Origin of the sequence: Parabacteroides sp. AM08-6 (assembly GCF_003473295.1) — a bacterium.
GTDB lineage: Bacteria > Bacteroidota > Bacteroidia > Bacteroidales > Tannerellaceae > Parabacteroides.
This window is the reverse complement of record NZ_QRMP01000036.1, coordinates 11,122-30,326: the sequence shown is the minus strand read 5'-3', so window position 1 is coordinate 30,326 and position 19,205 is coordinate 11,122. Positions and strand designations below refer to the sequence as shown.

Annotated in this window: 8 protein-coding genes and 3 tRNA genes; 4 read left to right on the top strand and 7 right to left on the bottom strand. The window is 39.8% G+C overall.

Going from position 1 to position 19,205, the window contains the following annotated elements:
• Nucleotides 1-132: 132 nt before the first annotated feature.
• Nucleotides 133-831 (bottom strand): hypothetical protein, encoded by a 699-nt coding sequence (locus tag DW103_RS16100; protein ID WP_122277988.1) that lies wholly within the window; start codon nt 829-831, stop codon nt 133-135.
• Nucleotides 832-1,540: 709 nt separating this feature from the next.
• On the opposite strand from DW103_RS16100, the gene DW103_RS16095 reads away from it, so the two are divergent.
• Entirely contained in the window at nt 1,541-2,497 is a 957-nt protein-coding gene (locus DW103_RS16095) for a hypothetical protein (protein ID WP_122277990.1), read from the top strand.
• A gap of 70 nt (nt 2,498-2,567) precedes the next feature.
• Here the strand turns inward: DW103_RS16095 and DW103_RS16090 are convergent.
• The 6 genes from DW103_RS16090 to DW103_RS16065 all read right to left on the bottom strand — a co-directional run bounded on the left by DW103_RS16090 (nt 2,568) and on the right by DW103_RS16065 (nt 8,200).
• Nucleotides 2,568-2,641: transfer RNA gene (locus tag DW103_RS16090), tRNA-Arg, on the bottom strand.
• 34 nt (nt 2,642-2,675) lie between these two features.
• Nucleotides 2,676-2,749: transfer RNA gene (locus DW103_RS16085), tRNA-Arg, on the bottom strand.
• Nucleotides 2,750-2,806: 57 nt separating this feature from the next.
• A tRNA-Arg gene (locus DW103_RS16080) sits at nt 2,807-2,880 on the bottom strand.
• Between the two features lie 75 nt (nt 2,881-2,955).
• Entirely contained in the window at nt 2,956-5,274 is a 2,319-nt protein-coding gene (locus DW103_RS16075; protein WP_122277986.1) for a patatin-like phospholipase family protein, read from the bottom strand.
• Nucleotides 5,275-5,564: 290 nt separating this feature from the next.
• Nucleotides 5,565-7,625: a molecular chaperone HtpG gene (gene htpG, locus DW103_RS16070; RefSeq protein ID WP_122277984.1), complete on the bottom strand. Its 2,061-nt coding sequence runs from the start codon at nt 7,623-7,625 to the stop codon at nt 5,565-5,567.
• A 287-nt stretch (nt 7,626-7,912) separates the two neighbouring features.
• Entirely contained in the window at nt 7,913-8,200 is a 288-nt protein-coding gene (locus DW103_RS16065) for a DUF5681 domain-containing protein (RefSeq protein WP_122277983.1), read from the bottom strand.
• A 106-nt stretch (nt 8,201-8,306) separates the two neighbouring features.
• Here DW103_RS16065 and DW103_RS16060 point away from each other — a divergent pair, with 106 nt between their 5' ends.
• From DW103_RS16060 to DW103_RS16050, 3 genes are read left to right on the top strand one after another with little or no spacing between them, the layout of a single operon-like run.
• Entirely contained in the window at nt 8,307-8,924 is a 618-nt protein-coding gene (locus DW103_RS16060) for a hypothetical protein (RefSeq protein ID WP_122277981.1), read from the top strand.
• A gap of 5 nt (nt 8,925-8,929) precedes the next feature.
• Nucleotides 8,930-10,024, top strand: coding sequence for a hypothetical protein (locus tag DW103_RS16055; protein WP_122277979.1), 1,095 nt, complete (start codon nt 8,930-8,932; stop codon nt 10,022-10,024).
• Nucleotides 10,024-19,203 (top strand): LPD38 domain-containing protein, encoded by a 9,180-nt coding sequence (locus tag DW103_RS16050; protein WP_122277977.1) that lies wholly within the window; start codon nt 10,024-10,026, stop codon nt 19,201-19,203. Before DW103_RS16055 ends, DW103_RS16050 begins: the two co-directional genes overlap by 1 nt.
• Nucleotides 19,204-19,205: the final 2 nt, after the last annotated feature.

Sequence of the window (19,205 nt, the reverse complement as noted above, 5' to 3'; positions counted from 1 at the left end):
ACAATAAAAATGGCATATGAGATGATTTTTGATTGTCATGCCCATAGGCCATCTTTGGTTTAAATGACATTTACTGAATATCCCTATTTATACACAATACAATGGAGCACCACAGGTATCGGTATTCAGACCTTACGCATTTTCGTTGCCCTCTGTTTTTTTGATGAGTTCCTGCATTAATTCTTGGGATTTTTTATAGTCCCAGCTTTTTTCATCCGGTTTTATGTTATTCAAAGCTGATTTTATTTTTTCTTTTTCCTGTTTGGTTCTTACAAGTTTAATGGCTAAAGCTATTGAAGTGAAGTGCCAATCCCAACCTTTAAGCAAATCATTCTCAAAGAGGGTAAGCAAACAGTTGAACAGTTCGTCATGTTGTATTTTGTTTAGTTTCGATTCGGTAAGTATATTCAAGACTTCAAAAGCATTTTCTATACTACCGCCTATTTGTCCATCGCTGTCATCTGCATTATGACTAATCACATTTAGCATTTCCTCTATAGTAGCCAATGCAACGAACATGGATTTTTGAATCTTTCCTTTTTTTATATCGGACATTGCTTCTTCGGTCATTTCGCTGACAATATGACCGAGGCGTCTCGCTTCCTGATAGCCTATAAAACCATATTTATCAGCGTATACCTTTGCTAAGGTCTGTAGCTGTCTGTTATAAAGTTCTTTTGATTCCGGATATAAAAGATGAACATGTTTTGCTACAAATAATTGTCTGTATTTACTGTCATTCATACAAGTTTCATGAACAAAAATTTTCAAGGCATCGTGGGATAAAATGTCAAGAAGTTCTTCTGCTTGTTCTGTTACCGATTTTTCCATTTGTTTATCTTGTATTGCAATAGTATTCTGCTGTGAAACTTTACAATGGTAAAACTTAAACTGATAGCAAAGTTACTGATAAATCAAGAACGCAATACAATTAAGGCATTGAAAAATCAGAAAAAGAATAATATCATCCGTTTATTTCGTCAATCCTTACACTCATCCACATAAAAGTGTGGATTTTTTACACACTTGTCCCGATGAAATCCACAATCCGTTTTTGTTGATATTTGCGGTCTTTATTTGTATATGCCAATATATCAGAGACTTATGCTGGATAGCGCGCTGTGTGGGTGTTTGTGGCATGCGCTTTGTTTATATAATACTAAATTAGATATTATCCTTCCCGAGATATTGTTTTCTGATTAGATATTTGATTAGAAAAAACTTATCGATTTTAAATCCGCTTCGCCTGTGAAGGTAAAGCGGATTTTGTTTTTATCAGAATTCGAAACCAAGAATTCGGAATTCTTGTATTTGCGTATAATGAAACAGCTGATTGTGTGTGTGCTGGAAAACGGAATAAAACAGATGTGTGTATACTTCTATAGGCATGTAATTATTTCATCCTCATACTTTTTTATTGTAATTAGAAAAATGAGTTGCTTTCCTAGTATGCTTTTTGACACAATTCTCTTATTCTAATACTTTAATTTTGTAAAAGATACACAGTTGAGAGGTTTTTAATTAAATTAAGAGGGGAATGATGGAGAATTACTTTTTAGATGAGTTGATAACGATGGTGAAGAAGCGACTTCCTAAGGAACAAAATCTTGCAAATTACCTGACGGATACTTTGTGTTTGGGAAAAGAGGCAATCTACCGCAGGCTTCGGGGAGAAGTTGCTTTTACTATTAGTGAAGTTGCATTGCTTTCTACAAAACTGGGACTTTCCATAGACCAAATTATAGGTAACCATTTTTCAAATAGGGTTACTTTTGACCTAAATATGCATTCATCCAATGTGCTGGATAGCTATTATGAAATTCTTTATCGTTATCTTCAGATATTTAACTATGTGAAGGGTGATAACACTACTGAAGTATATACAGTGTCTAATGTACTTCCTTTCACACTTTATTCTTCCTATGAATATTTGTCCAAATTTCGTCTTTGTCGATGGATTTACCAGTACGGGCAGATGAAAATTCCTAATTCTTTGTCGGAAATGCAGATGGACGATCGAGTAGTCCAGGTACATAAACAATTGACTGAAAGTGTAAAACAATGTCGGAAAACTTTCTTTATCTGGGATACTCATATTCTGCTGTCTTTTGTTGAAGAAGTTAAATACTTTGCAAGTCTGAATTTAATTTCACGGGACGATGTTCTCCACATGAAAGAAGAACTCCGCCAATTATTGTCTTCTATAGAAGCTTTGTCTATCAAGGGTGAGTTCGGGGAAAATCGGGAAGTCTATTTTTATTTGTCCAATATTCATTTTGAGGCGACTTATAGTTATATAGAAAAACAAGATTTCCGTATTAGCATGATACGGGTTTATTCAATTAATTCCATGGATTCCCAGAGTTCGAACATCTGCCAAATGCAACATGATTGGATTCAATCACTGAAACGTCATTCCATTTTGATTTCCGGGAGTGGTGAAGCCCAGCGTATCTCTTTTCTTGAAAAGCAATATGCTATAGTGGATACTTTATAAAGCCGGTTTTCCGGATTTGTTTTTTGATTCTTTTGGACTCTCAGGTATCTTCTGTTGGGGGATAGGAAAGTGACTCCTATAGGATTCAAACCTATAACCTTCTGATCCGTAGTCAGATGCTCTATTCAGTTGAGCTAAGGAGCCTTAGATTTTAATTATCTTGAGGATATTGTAAAAGTGACTCGCATAGGATTCAAACCTATAACCTTCTGATCCGTAGTCAGATGCTCTATTCAGTTGAGCTAGCGAGCCATACTTTTGTACAATAATGTGCAATCTGTATTTAGACTTTCCCATAGGGATTTGAAGTGATCGCGACAGGATTCAAACCTGTAACCGGCTGATCCGTAGTCAGCTACTCTATTCAGTTGAGCTACGCGACCATTATTTCTCGATTGCGTGTGCAAAGGTAGTGCTTTCTTTTTTATTTGCAAGTATTTTCTACATCTTTTTCGGAATCAATCCAACATTTTAGGGTTAAAGATTAGGTATCCGATATTCAGGCCAAAGTTGAAATTCTTAGCCGGATAACTGTAGCCGTTGGCATACAGGCTGATAGATGCGAAAGGCAGTTGTAGTACCACGGCTGCTTCCCCCATGTATTTAAATGAATGAAGAAATTTGCCGTAATAAGGGAGTGCAGTGTATTTTTCGTTCTCCTGAGTGCCATTCTTTTTTATTTCGTATAAAGGAGCAAATCCGTACATATCCAGACGGAAATGAAGTAATTTGCTTAACTTTAGGATGGGAGATACTCCGAATGCGACATATTGGTTGGCTCGGAATGCTTCGTTAAATACAATCTGGCTATGTGGAGTAGGAGTAAAAGCCGGAGCTTGAAGAACGGAAGCTGTGTAATTGTTCATCAGGTTTTTACTGGATATGACAAGTTCGCTCGTTAAACCGAGGTTGAATCGATTGTTTAACGTCAGATATTGTTCCCATTCTCCTTTCATTTGTAGCCAGCTGTGTATATTCCGGGGAATAGGTTTACCCAATGAAATAGGAGAGGGCGTATATTTTTCGATGCCTGTTACATATTGTGCAACCAGAAATTGCTTTCGTCCGGAGATGGGGTATTGTTTATAATCCAACGAATTCCGTTCTATACTGAGCGAACCGCAGAAAAGATTATACCAGCTATGGTCGAATGTGGCATTTGGAAATGTCATATTAGAAGTCTGAAAGTAGAAGTCGTTCAGTCGACCATAGGCAAACCCGATTTCAGCTTTTGCCCGGTTCAGAAACGGAAAACCCAGTTTCAGTTTCATGTATAACTCTTTTTGCCTGATGAAAGCCGGTAATACATCTTCATAGAATAGAGATTGACTTTCGGAATATTTTTTATCGGAAAATACTCCTTGCCAGTTCAAATAGGTCGGTATACGTGTCTGTAGGTAAATACGTCCGTTCAGTAATACCCCGCTAAAAGAGTTTCCCACTTGGAAATTGGAATTTACATCCGCGGCAAATCGCCCCAAATATTGATAACCTAATCCCAGAAACAGTTGGTTTGCTTGATAGGAGGATACATTTCCCCCGAAACCTACTGTTATTTCTTCCTTCATTTTTACATCCAGATATAGGTCGAATTTCTTTTCTTTCCGGTTATAGACAGCATGTGGAAGAATTTCTTTGATTTTTGAATACGTCAACATTTTGAAATAAGCCCGTTTAAATTCTTCCATCGAAAATTCGTGGTTGATGTCACGATGCAATTGGGCTTCTATATATTTACGTTGTGCTTCATTTACTCCCGTTACATATATATTCTGGAAAATTAAGGGAGGAAGCCCTTCTTTATAAGCCATCCTGCGTTTGTTGACATCATCGAGAGCCACCCGGCGAGGCACACGTGCTTTGATGGAGTCTATCATGGCCATCGTACGTTTATAACCAATATCCATTAGCTCACGTGCTTTCTGGAAATCCAGCAGTGAAACATTCGGAAAGCTGAACTTTATCATCATCCCTTCTTCTTCGGGAACATCATATTCCGTCTTTTGCATAATCATGGTTTCCAGTTGGTTATAGGGATTGGAGGAGGGTTTGTTGTTTGAACCTGCAACTGTCGAACCAAAGATAAAGTCCGGATGAAAAGCGTCTTTCATCGGGCCAACGGGGAAATTATCATAAATGCCTCCGTCGAATATAGGTACACTATCTTTCCAGATTGGTTGAAAAAAGAAAGGGAAAGTCATGGAAGCACGTACGGCATCCCCTAAATCTCCATTCTTGAAGATAATGGCTTTCTTGCTATATATGTCGGAAGCAACGCAACGAAACGGCACGAACAGGTTGTCGAAATTCCAGCCGGCTTTCGCTGTAGCTTGTGAAAATAATGCCATGAAAGCCTGATTCATTTGTATCGGATTAATCAGACTTTCCGGAAAGAAACTGGCTTTTACCTGTAAAGAATCTGTCATATCGATGGAAAAATGCCCAAATTCGGGGGTCGGGTCCGGACTTTTGAAATAATATTTATATTCATTTTCGACGGTTCCGGTTTGCCAATAGCTAAATTCTTCGGAAAGCATCAAATTGACCATTTCTTCCGGTGTATATCCCATCGCATACAGACTACCGACAATAGCGCCTGCAGAAGTCCCCGTTATATAATCAATCGGTATGTTGTTTTCTTCCAATGCTTTTATTACCCCGATATGGGCAGCACCTTTCGCACCTCCGCCACTCAGGACCAAACCTACTTTTTGAGCTTGTCCAAGTTGTGTAAAGGATATAAGAAACAGGGCTGTTAATACAGCTATATTTTTCATAACTATAATTTCTGCTATTTTAATTTCAAAAGTAGTCGTTATTTCTCAGACTGCAAGTATTTGAGATGTATAAATATAACATAAAATTAGTTTGTTTTGTTATGATTGTGGTGTATTCTTATACGAGTACACTTTTCCGGATGAAACGGATGATACGGGGAAAGCTCTTACTGAATCAATACTTTTGTATGTGAAGTCAAAGGGATAGGAGCAATAAGCCGATAACCCAAAAGGAGCACTCCGGCAAATCCGGATGCTCCTTTTTATCTTTTCCAGAAATAGTTTATCTCTTATTCTGCCGAACCAATCATCTGAACACTTCGTTTGATGAACCGGCTTAAAGCTTCTCCCTTCAACATACCGTTGGCAAGAAGAGCCAAGTCGATTAATTGGCTTACCATTTTATAATTGCCGGCATATTCGGACAGGATGGCATTCCGTTGTGCTACCAATTCGTCAATCTGCTTATTCGTATTAGTCATGTCTTCTTTTTCTTCAGTGGATATTTCCTCTTCTTTTTTCTTGCTCTGTGCTTCCCGCAAGTCGGATTGACGAGTTTTCCACCCTTTCAGGTCTGCCAATATCGGCTGAAGTTTTTCGTTGCATGCCTGTTCTTCATCTGCTAATACTTTCTTAACCAATTCATGGTCCGTGTTCAATACCAGATTATAATTGTCGGGCAGTTCACCGTAGAATGACATACCCGGTTGCATAGCAGACATTTCACGCATACGACGCATATACTCGCTTTGTGTCAGCATTACCGGATTGGAGTTTGCTCCTAAAGCTTCGAATGTAACGACAAAGTCCGTCTTTTCTATTTTAGGCAACTGGCTTTTGAACATTTCCTGTAGTGCATTCTTTTGGTCCTCATTCAAAGTCACCTGGCCAACTTCATTCTTACGGATAAGATTGTCAATCGTATCGCTGTCCACTCTTACAAAGTGAGTCTTATCGAATTTTTGTTCCAATTGGCTGATGGCATGAACGTCCAGTTGTCCGTCCATAACCAGGACGCTGTAGGCCTTATCTTTGGCTGCTTGGATATAACTGTACTGGTCGTTTATATTCGTTGTGTACAAATAAATCAGATTACCGTCCTTATCTGTCTGGTTCGCTTCCGTCAAAGCCTTGTATTCTTCAAATGTATAATATTTGCCGTCGACATCTTTCAGCAGGGCGAATTTGGCTGCGCGGTCGTAGAATTTTTCATCGCTCAACATGCCGTACTGGATGAAAAGTTTCAGGCTATCCCATTTTTCTTCAAATTGCGGACGGTCGTTTTTAAAGATTTCTTCCAGACGGTCGGCCACTTTCTTGGTAATATGGTTCGAAATCTTTTTTACGTTCTGGTCGCTTTGCAGGTAAGAGCGGGATACGTTCAACGGAATATCCGGCGAGTCGAGTACGCCGTGCAACAATGTCAGGAATTCCGGAACGATGCCTTCCACAGAGTCGGTGACGAATACTTGATTGCTGTACAATTGTATTTTGTTGCGATGCAAATCAATATTACTCTTGATACGCGGGAAATACAGAATACCTGTCAGGTTGAACGGATAGTCTACATTCAAATGAATCCAGAACAACGGTTCGTCGGACATCGGATAAAGTTCCTGATAGAATTTCTTGTAATCTTCGTCCGTCATGTCGGCCGGCTTCCGAACCCATGCCGGTTGTATATCATTGATGATATTATCCTGGTCGGTATCTACATATTTACCGTCTTTCCATTCCTGCTTTTTCCCGAAGGCGATGGGCACGGGCAGATAACGGCAATATTTAGTCAGTAAACCATTCAGCTTTTCTTTATTTAAGAAATCCTTGTTTTCGTCATCTATATATAGGATGATATCAGTTCCGCGTTCCTCTTTTTCAGTCTCTTCCAATGTATATTCCGGTGTTCCGTCGCAACTCCATTTCATTGGAACAGCTCCTTCTTTATGGGATTTGGTTACGATTTCCACTTTCTTTGAAACCATAAATGAGGAGTAGAAGCCTAATCCGAAATGTCCGATGATGGCTGCTGCATCGTTTTTATATTTCTCCACAAACTCTTCAGCGCCTGAGAATGCAATCTGGTTGATGTATTTGTCTATCTCTTCAGCCGTCATACCGATACCGTGGTCAGAGATTTTAATCGTATCATTATCGAAACTGACATGGATTGTCAGGTCGCCCAGCTCGCCTTTGAATTCACCGACTGAAGCCAGTGTTTTCAGCTTCTGTGTCGCATCTACAGCATTCGATACTAACTCACGAAGGAAGATTTCGTGATCACTATACAAGAATTTCTTGATAATAGGGAAGATGTTTTCACTTGTAACACCTATTTTACCATTTGCGCTCATAATCAATGTGTTATATGTTTGTTTTTAATTAGACATAAAACAATTGTAAAACAATTAATGTTTAAATTTTACAATCACGTATACTTACACAAAATAAATGCCAAACGTGAATTTATGAATATTTAATAGTATAGTCTGTACTTTTTGTCGGTCTGGTGACACATTGTCATTACCAACTTGTTATACAGATTACAATAAAGCTATATTAGGGAGAATAATAAAAAACCGCCCTACTTTCACAGGTAGAGCGGCATCAATTAATACTAAGTTGTAAAATCATATTACAATTACTTTTTTCCTTCTCGATTAAAAAGCCTATCAATCATCATAGAGACAGCATCGGCTCCTGCTTTATCTGCATCTGTGTCTCTTGCAGGTGGAATGACGTACTTAAGAAGTGAAGTAAAGGCAGATACTTTATCTTTTGCCTCCAGTTCGTCAAATGCGTTGATAACGTCTTCAATCTTATCTTCTGCGAATTTAGTAAGCAGTTCTTTCATCTGCTTTGTCGTTTTATTTTTCGCTCCTTTAGGTTTCCCTGCCGGGTTGCCGCTTTGTCCTTTAGGTTGTCCCATATATATATATGAAAAATACAATTGGTTTCAAAAATTATAATTTACAACATTATAAACGAAAGTAGATACATTTTCTTCATAACCAGAACTGTAAATTATAAAAAGTATGATTGGAGCGGCTATAACTGGTGGTCTTGGTCTTCTCGGCGGATTATTCGGCGGTATCAAGGCTGCAAAACAAAGAAAGAAGGCCCAGCGGGCATTGAACGAAGAAAAGACGTACAATGAGAATCTTTTCAACAAGGAGTATTATAGTGATCCTCTTGAAAGATCGGATAGTGCGGCATTGCTTAGAAATTTGAGGAAGGAATTGAAGGAAAGATCAAAGAGCTCTGCTGCAACTGCGGCTGTTATCGGGGCGACTCCTGAAGCTGTTTTGGCGGATAAAGAGGCAGGAAACAAAATCATTTCTGACACAATGAGCAATCTCGGAGCTATGAATGCTCAATATAAAGATAACGTAATGAATCGCTATTTAAACCAGCGGCAGAATCTTTATAATCAGCAACAGCAGATCAATGGACAGAATGCGCAAAGTTGGACAAACTTCATGCAAAATGGGTTAGGGACAGCTATTAATAGCGCAGGATCTATAGATGTGTCAATACTTAATCCTGTTGGTGTTACAGCAAAACAGATTGCAGATCATAAAGCATCAAGTTTTGCTAATGCACAGAATACAATGCAAAATCTAACCAAGAACTGGAGTATACCTAATAATTGATAGCTATGGTATTAATGGACTATTTAAAGAAGGCGACTCCTACCGATGCTGATGTGTTGGCGAAAATGGAGAATCAGCAGAATAATACTGCGAAGAACGAAGATGCAGAATCGACGATGTTGAAACCCGAAACGTCAGCTGTAGTTCCTAATGTGTCTGCTGCTGCTCGGCCAGACTGGATGAGTGAAGAAGAATGGAATGCTGCAACACAATACTATTCCCCCGAAAGAATATCTCAATTGTACAAAGGTTTTGATCCTAATTCGGTTGAACCATTTTATCAGACCCTGTATAAGACAACTCGAAGGAATCCTACTATCCCGGATGAAAAGCGGATCCAGGCTGCGAATAATATTGCATCTGCAGCAGACGGTTTAAGGCTAATAGTGCAGGGTATAGCCGGTGCTAAGGGTGCGTATATTCCAGAAGATAAAACGTCAGCAATGAGGAACAATGACGCTTATGTGCAGCGTCTTCGGGATATTTATAAAGCGGATCGAGATAAGTATGATTCAGGGTTATATCAAAGTGTTTTGACTGATATAGAAATGGCACGACAAGGTTACAATCGCGATCGTAGCGGGTTGTTGGGAGTTATACAGAATGCTGCCCGGATGAAAAACCAGAGAGATATTGCAAATGCGAAGAATGCTCTTGATTTGCAAAAATGGCAATCTGATCAAGATTGGCGTAAAGTACAAGCGAAGGCTACAGAAGAATACAGAGAGAAGCAATTAGGAATTGCCAGAATGAATGCTGACGCTAATGTTCAGCGTGCAATTAAATCATCCACAGGAAAGGATAATCAAACAGAACCATACTATGACCCGAATACAGGGACAACGTATCATTTAAAAAAGAACGTGTTTAAAACGATTTACCCTCGCATTTTTAAAGAATTGGAAAACGATGTCTTTAAAGGTGATCCGAGTGAGAAGCAAAAGTATAAAGCTCTTAGTCCATCGGAGAGAATGAATTATGTCCTTGCGCATTGGCCGGAAAGTCCTTCTGCTGTACGCCTAATGAAAGAATTGTCTATTTCTGTAGATGAAGGAGAAAAAAAGAATGAGAATCAGGTATCTAAAAAAATAGGTTGGTGATGGAAGATAACACTAAAAAATTATACGAAGTCCTGTCTTCAAACGGGTATAAGGACCTGGGCGATTATAAAGATTTTGAAGGAAAGCTGAAAGATTCCGGGAAACGAGAAATCCTGTATGGCAAGTTAAAGGAAGATGGGTTTGAGGATATCGGTTCCCTATCTGATTTCAATGCCAAACTTGGATACCCTGATATTGATACAACTACTTCTGGAGATGATAAGGGGTTCTGGGACACTTATCTTGGAGATGCAATAGAGAAGTTAAACACAGGTGGAGCTCAATTGGGTGCCGGGTTATTTGGTGTTTTAGACAAAGCTACAAGCGGTATTGAAAAGTTAGGGCTTGGTACAAGAGGCGGCATGTTTAAGGATGTATCTGATTATTTTAAAGGGGTGGCAGAAACATCGAGGGCTAATTCGGATAGATACAATGGCAAGTCTTACTCCGATTTATGGAAAGAAGGGGATTATGCTGGGGCAATTGGTGATATTGCATTACAGGGAGTCGAATCGTTGCCTATGTCTATTTCCGCAGCTGCCGCTACAATTGCAGGAGCTCCGGTTGCCGGTCTTGCTGGGATTGGTGCGATTACAGCAAGTGATAAATATGATCAGTTGGATGCGGAGAATCCTGATATGGGTGAGTTTGCAAAGGTGTCTAATGCAATCATCACCGGCACGGCAGAAGGTGCTTCGGAAATGTTAGGGGCCGGGGTGTCAAATGCCTGGATGAAGACGTTGTACAAGTCTTTGGGCAAAGAAAAGGCTGAACAAGCGGTGCGAAAGGGCTTGATGGGGCAGATACGGAAACATTTTAAAGAGTTTGGTATCTTCTATGAGCCTACGGAAGAAGGTATTGAAGAGGTGGCTTCGCAGTTGGCAGAGAATATAACTGATAAAATAACCGGAGCTGATCCTAATCGAAATCTAATGGATGGAGTTGGTGACTCTTTTATTTACGGTATGGGAGGCGGTGCGTATTTTTCAGCTGCAGGAGCACCGGGGTTTGTTAAAAGGCAACATGACAAAATGAAGACGCGAAGAGACTATAAAAACGCGAAGATAGCCTTTGATAAAGAATTTCAGGGTGACAACGAGATGCTTGGTATCGGCAATGAACTTGAAGCAGCAACACCGGAAGAGAAAGTTGCATTCCTGGAAGCCTTAGAGTCGAGCGATAAATTTTCCCAAGAGCAGAAAGAAGCATTGTTCAATCTTGTCCAGTCTAATATCGCATATAAATCCCTTCGTACACCGGAAGCAATTAATGAAGAGAAAGGAGAGCGTCGCGAGCTTGCTATTCAAACAGAGATGATGAACTATGATAACGCTAATGCGCCTTTTATTGCTGAAAATGGAATGATCCAGCAAGTTTTCATAAATGGAGACATGGAACATCCGGTTTGTATAGTAAAGGGAGATGTAGTTATTGATTCAAATTATAATGGAGAAATGATAATTGACCCTGATAAAAGTTCCGAGTCCATGTACTATAGAGATCCAGAGGGTAATACGCAGGTTATTTCTTCTAAGCAAATATCAGGAATTGCGAATGTGGTCAGTGCAATTGATCAGAGAGCGCAATACGAAGCTAATCTCCGGGCCCAGTTTGATATGCAAGATCAAATGATTGAGCAGCAGAGAGCACAGGAAGAAGAGCAGGAGATAAGTAACGGAGATGATGTTGCCTATATAGACCCTGACACAGGAAAGCAGGTTAAAGGCCGGGCTGCGGATATTGCGCCTAATGCTGATTATATGTCTGTAGAGACAGAAGATGGTAAGTTTGTAACTGTTCCCAAGCAGATTGTTACTAAATCTGCTATTCAATCTATCCATGAACAGGAGATCGAGAAGGAGGACTTGGTGCCAGTTGGCGACACGCAGGAAACTATTGTTCCGGATGAGGAGGTTCAAGTTTTGCCCAAGGAGAATGAAGAGACAAAAGAAAGCGTCCCTGTACAAATCGAAAAGCCAGATGCGGCCCAGGTTGTTGTCAAGAATAATCAAGGACAAGCAGAGGTTGAGACTACACAATCTGAGGCAGATAAGTCTCCAATCATCATGAAGGAGGATGGAACACCTGACTTCATTGCATCGGGAGAGGGTAATACACTGGATTTCCTTTCCGAAAAGTATAAGGATAAAATGCCTCGGAAAATAGCTGTAACAAGGAAAGCGTTTGAGAATGATCTTAGAAAAGCTTCTGATGCGCTGGAAAAAGCACAACTGGAATATGATGATGCTCCGATCGGAAAGGAGAACAAAGCGGAAAAGGCTTTATTAAAGGCCCAGCAGGTATATGATAGCCTTAAACAGGAATCTGATTTTTGGATAGGACTTGATAATATTGCCAAGGAAGATAAACCTGGTGATCAGATAGCTAAAGAAATTGGCGATATGGGAGATCCCGTGAATGGGGAAGAGCTTGCGGCTATGCTTCTGGCTAATGGAACTATCAGGCTTACTCGTGATAGTTACATGAAAGAGACGGGATCTGGAAACGAAGAGAGTAAAAAAATGTTCGGTTTGTTTGCTTCACCGACAAAAGGAGGGGTAAACATAGAACGCGCCGGGGAACTCCTTATGCTTGCCGATCTGGAAAGGGGTACAAATTTTTTTGATCAGAATGATCCGAATGCGGGGCGTAATGCTATCATAGATGTTTTATCCTCTGCCCGGACCCGCGGTGATCTTATAAATTATATGAAGGCTAATCGTGAAGCAATGTCCGAAAGAGAACGACTGGCTGAATATAATGAGTATGCTGCTTGGTGTGAAGAAAACTATCATCTATCCCCAGAAGATTATGAGGTCTTTGAAGAAGATATGCGTAAGCAGGCAGAAGCTGTTACAGATGAAACCATTGAATATGTAAATAGTGAAATTGCGGATGAAATTCAATCAATAAAGGAAGAACAAGAAGAAATAGATGCTATCTTAGCACAAAATATTAAATCAAATGAAGAAGTTAAACGAAATGACGAAGGAAGAACTGGCGGCTTACCTGAAGGAAGCAATCAGTTATTGCAAGACGAACAACTTGTACAGGGCGGGAGAGTTGGAGACGCTGAAACAGAATATTCGGGAACTGATGGCCGTATCAGTAACAAGAATGGAATTGCACAAGAAAGCACATCCGGAGAAATAAAGCCCGTTGGTGTTGGCTCTTTTGGTAATATATATGATCAATTCAAGGGTAATGCTAAAGATGCTATAGAGTTCCTATTGAAAAAAAAGGAAGGGGAGGCTGTAGCTGCTTTGCACCATAGAGATGTTGGAGATATCGATTTAGTATGGGGGAAAACAGGAACAGGTAAAAGCAATGGTTTTGGTTTGTCTAAATTAGCAAAGTATCACCCTGAAGTATTGGATAATCTACAGATGTTAATAGATGATATGGAAATTGTTGATAGAAACGATAACCGTATTAATCTTGAAAGCAAAACCCATAAAGCAGCTGTACGTCTTGAGTGGGATGGTTATAAAAAGAATTGGTTGTTAACAGCATTTGAAAAAGAAAAGCCAACAGCTATCGACAGGACGACAGACATTGGCGATACTGAATTGCAGAATGACACAGCTCCTCTGCAAACTGTTAGCTCTTCTGATTACAAAGATAGTGAAGTATCAGGATTTGACCAAATAAAACTACAGGAAAGTGAAACTGCTTTCAGTATGATGGACCGTGTTGCAGCGAAGCAGAAGACAAGGCAGGATATTTCTAAAGCGGAACAGGTGGTTGATACAAATCCTACTGATGCACAGAAAGAGGCTGGAAACTATCGGAAAGGTCACGTTCGAATAAATGGATTTGATGTAACGATAGAGCAGCCGGCCGGATCCGTTCGTTCCGGAAAAGATGCTTACGGGAAGGAATGGTCTATAACTATGAATAACACGTATGGTTATATCCGAGGTACGGAAGGGGTGGACGGAGATCATATTGACGTTTTTCTTGGGCTGAACCCAAAGGGTGATAAAGTTTTTGTAGTGGACCAGGTTAATCCTGACAAATCATTTGATGAACATAAGGTCATGATGGGGTTCGATTCTCTGGAAGATGCAAGAAGAGCGTATTTATCCAATTATGAAGAAGGCTGGCAGGGTTTGGGGAATATAACTGAAATTCCTCTGGACGATTTTAAGAAGTGGGTTGATTCGTCTCATAGGAAGACAAAACCTTTTGCCGAATACAAAATTGCGAGAGGCGTAAAATATGCTGAAAAGACAAATAATCAAAATGCCAATACAGGAAATGAAGTAACCGCATCAGAACCTTCTTTATTTTTTAACTCGAATAACTCAATTCAAATGCAAATTGAATGGGGTAAGAGTGCTGACCATGTAAGTGTAATGCCTGTTGATGAAAAAATAGAGAAAGTAAGAAATGAAGTCGGCTATGAATCAAATACTCACGATGTAGGAATAACTTTCATGGAGAGGCAGCTTACTGAAAAAGGAGGCCTTACATTTATGGGGTCAGAGCTTACCGGCGCTTCACGGATTAAATCGTCAAGAGATATAGCATTTCTATTTAAAAATTTGGAGAGTGCGGCAACAGAGAATTCTTTTCTTGTAATGATACGCGCTGATGGCACGTATGGGGTTTATTATTCAAGTACGGGTGGAACTGATGCCACACTGGCTGATGTGAAACTATTAATGACGGCCGCAAAAGAATTTGGGGCGAAGAAGGTTTGTTTTGTACATAATCATCCTTCAGGTACCCTGCGGGCATCAATTCCTGATATTAATATACATAAAAGACTAAAAAAGGCGATGTTCAATACCGGAATTGAGACAATGAGTTCTATTGTTATAAATCTTGATTCTGGAAAATACTTACAGTTTGATGAGAATGAAGGAGTTGTAAAAGAGAAGGGGGGTAATCCTAAAAACGTAGTTACTCCACAAATATATCAGTTTGACCGAAGTGTTTTTTATAAGCCATCTGGAGAAAGAGTGAAGATTCGTGATGCAAGTGATATAGCTAAATTTATAAGTAAACAGAAACGAGGTATTACACCTAAGCTATCAGCCATAATACTTGATCATGGCAATAATATAAACAAATATGCCTTTCTCGATCCTGCTATGTCACGGGAAGAGCTCGTCGCTGCCTTGTCTTATGAAGCCGGCAAACATGGTAACAATGTAATCCTTACTTCCAATGCGGAGATCGACAAAACAACATTAAGATTTATTCAAAATTCTTTATCTGCTGCAGACATTAATTTATTGGATGTATTGGAGGTTAAGCAGGATGAAGACATCCTATATAACTACAAAAGTTATGCTAATGAGGGAGTTATGGATTCGAATGCTGAATACAAGATAGCGAAAGAAAAAGAAGCAAGCTTATCAGATATTCCGGACATAACGGAAGAATATGCAGGAGTTCGTTTTAGAAACACTAAATCGCAACGATCAATTGATGAAAAAGGGAAATTACTTGATTCACTTTCCGGAATAACAACTCCCGGGTTTAACCAAGAAACTTCCCTCGTTTCTGGTATCAAAGATACGAAGTTGATTTCAATTTTGCAAGCAGACAAAGCAAAAATTATCAATAAAGAGGGGGAAATTACTTCTGCGGTAGATGAATTGGCCGGTAGCTTGAATACCCCTGTCCACATTATCAAAGATGTAAACGAGATTACAGATGATGATCTTAAACAACAACGTCAGAAACGTGGATCAAAAGGTTGGTACGACACCAAAACGAGAGAAGTATATTTGGTCATTCCTAACGCTGAAAGTGTGGCTGATGTGCAGGCTACTGTTTTACATGAGGTTGTAGCACATAAAGGTTTACGCGGGTTGTTGGGTGAAAACTTTTCTTCTACAATGGGCTTTGTCTTTGATTCCCTGCCAAAAGATGTACAAGAATCTTTGATGAGTGAGTTTAACGACAAGACGATCTCCGGAGAAGAATACTGCGCGCATCTTGCTGAAACGATGTCGGATCCCGGTATCATACAGAAAATATGCTCTGCGATCAGAAGCTCACTTCGAAAAATAGGAATCGATCTTAAGATGTCCGATGGTGATATCATGTATATGCTTTGGAAGAGCAAAAATCGTCTGAAAGATAGCGATACGGCATTTGATGTGATGAAGCAGACAAAAGCAGAAAATGCTGTGCGTGAAAACATCAAAGAATATGATACGTTATTCAGGAGCAAGAAGCCTTTTGATGAGTTACGTATGTCCCCAGAAAAGAAAGCCGAGTTAAAGGGAAAGATCCAATCTCGAACCGAACTGTTCCATGAGGCTTATGTTGACCGGATGATAGCTGTAAAAAAGCTACAGGATATGTTTGAGAAAAAAACGGGGAAGCCGATTCCTGACTATATGAATGTGTATCTGTATGAAAACACATTGTCTTCTCGAAATACATACGAACAAGAACAGTTCAAATTGAAGTTGGTGGACCCAATGGTTGACGCTGTAAAGCGATTAACTGAAAAAGGAATAACGCAACGGGATGTTGAGAATTACGTCATGGCCAAGCATGGGTTAGAGCGTAATGAGAAAATGCGGTATGATGAATTGGCAGAAGCTATAGACGCTATTAAAGATGATGAGTTGAGAGATAGATTGAAATCGGAAATAGAAGATAAGAAGTTTTCAGAGCTTTCGCCTCTGTCTGATGATGTATTCGAGGATATGCGGCAATCGCTCTCCGACAAAGATTTCTCTGGTTTGACTGCTATTCAGAAAGAATTGGGCGAAGTTAGTGTAGATGATTTTATTGCCGATATAGAATCAAGATACAAGACGGAAGTTAAGGATCTTTGGAGTAAAATACATGCAGTAAATGATTTCTCCTTGAAAAAGTCATTTGATAGCGGAATGATCAATCGAGAGACTTATGACCGGATAAAGGGGATGTATGAGCATTATATTCCTCTTAGGGGATTCGATGAAGCGGTGGCGCATGATGTGTATGATTATTACACGGATTCAGAGATCCCGTACAACGATCCTATCAAAACAGCAAAGGGACGAACATCGAGGGCTGATGATCCGCTGGCCTATATGATGTCCATGGGAAACAGTGCCATTGTTGGTGGCAATAAGAATCAGATGAAATTGCATCTATATCGTCTCGCTCAAAGTGAAAATAGCGAAGGTTTGAGTGTGAGCAGGCAATGGTATGTGCAAACCAAAATAGATGCAAATGGGAAAGAGATATGGGAACCGTCTTATCCCCAATTTGACGATGATGCGGAACAGTATCGTAAAAACATAGAGGAACACGATGCTGAAATGTTGAGACTACAATCAGAAGGTAGAGCAGAGTTCCGCAAGGGTAGACTGAAGATTGATTTGAAAGCGTCTCCTAAAGAAGTTGAAGAACATACTGTCAAAGTTAAGCTTAATGGGGAAGAGTATGTCGTATATGTTCATGGAAATCCCAAGGTAGCACAAGCAATAAATGGGTTAAATTCGCCAGAAAGAAACCAGAGTAAGTTTGTGAAGGGAATGGAGTGGGCAAATCGGCAGATGGCGGCTAACTTTACGACACGCAACCCGGCGTTTGTTTTCTCTAATTTATCAAGGGACTTGATTTGGTCTTCTGCCACATTGGGAGTTAAGGAGGGTGGTAAATACCAGCGTCGTTTCTTTAGAAATATCCCAAAAGCAAGTAAAGCTCTTTTTGACCGGATGAAATTAGGTGATAAATGGAAGGCCGATCCGAATAATCCTGTATCGGTTATGTTGGAGGAGTTTCTTAGTAATGGTGCTCAAACCGGATATACAGCACTTTATAGCATAGATAAGTACAAGGCGCAAATAGAGAATAGTCTTAAAACAGGGAAATGGGCAAAAACAAAACGGGGTTATAATGCTGTTCTGGATTTCATGCAGCTACCGAACGAGTGGGCGGAAAATTTGTCAAGGTTTGCAACTTATATGACAAGCCGAGAGGAGGGTAGAAGCATCCTACAATCTGTTTCTGATGCAAAAGAAGTGACGATTAACTTTAATAGAAAGGGAAGCGGAGCAATGGGAAATTCAACATTCAAGAGTTTCTTTCTATTCTTTAATGCCGCGGTTCAATCATTGAATAATGCCTATGGCATGTTTATGAAGAATAAGAAAGGGACAGCTGGGCTATTGGGGAGTTTTGCTGTTGCAGGTATGGTTATACCATCTATTCTTTCTCTTCTTGGTGATGATGATGATCGAGAAAAATATATGGGTCTTCCAGATTATGTAAGGAAAAACAATCTTTGTATTCCTCTGGGCTTTATAGGAATGGATGGATTTCTTAAAATTCCGCTGCCCATAGAGTTGAGAGCTTTCTATGGCATTGGGGATGCGGTTTTACGTTGTGTTTGTGGGTATGACGAGAGGACAGAAGCCATTTGTAATACAACATTGGGATTGTTAGATCTTCTTCCGTTGAATCCCGTAGGAGGATCGAGTGTATATGTTCCGAGTAGCTTTCAGCCGGTGTTTGAGTCATACGTGACCAATACCGATTTTACAGGTAAGCCCATTGCTAAGATTACGCCGTTCAATGAATATGATCCGGAATACCAAAAAGTGTACAGGAGTACGAATGTTCTACCAGTAAAGGTATCTGAATATCTTAATGCCCTTGCCGGAGGCGACGAGGCTATTCGTAAATTTGAAACACTTGAAGCACATTCCGGTGCCGACCTATTGAATCCTGCTGCAATAGAGCATTTGTTTGAGGCTTATCTGGGTGGTATGTTTGCTACATTAAATCAAACTTTCAAGACTGTGATAGGTGTGCCTACTGGATTGAACGATTTCTCTTGGCACAATGTTCCGATTATAAACCGGTTTTATGACACAGGAGAAGTCGATGGGACGATGATGAAGGTGAACGAGAAGTTTTACAAGTATTTGGATGAGATGAAGGAGGCCGAACACGCTTATCGTAAATATGAGAGACTTATTGATAATTCACCTTCTCTTCAAAGTGCAAAATATATTCAAAAGCTCGAAGAGTTTGAGAATAGCGACGAATGGAAAAAGGCCGAGTTTATAAAATCATGTTACGATGAAATAAGTGATCTGAATGACGAAATAAGGGAGACGACAGATGAAGAGTACTTAAAGTATTTGAAGGAGGAAGTAGCCGCCAAGAAAAAAGAAATGGTTAATTCACTCAAAAATGGAAAGATCCCGGAATGACC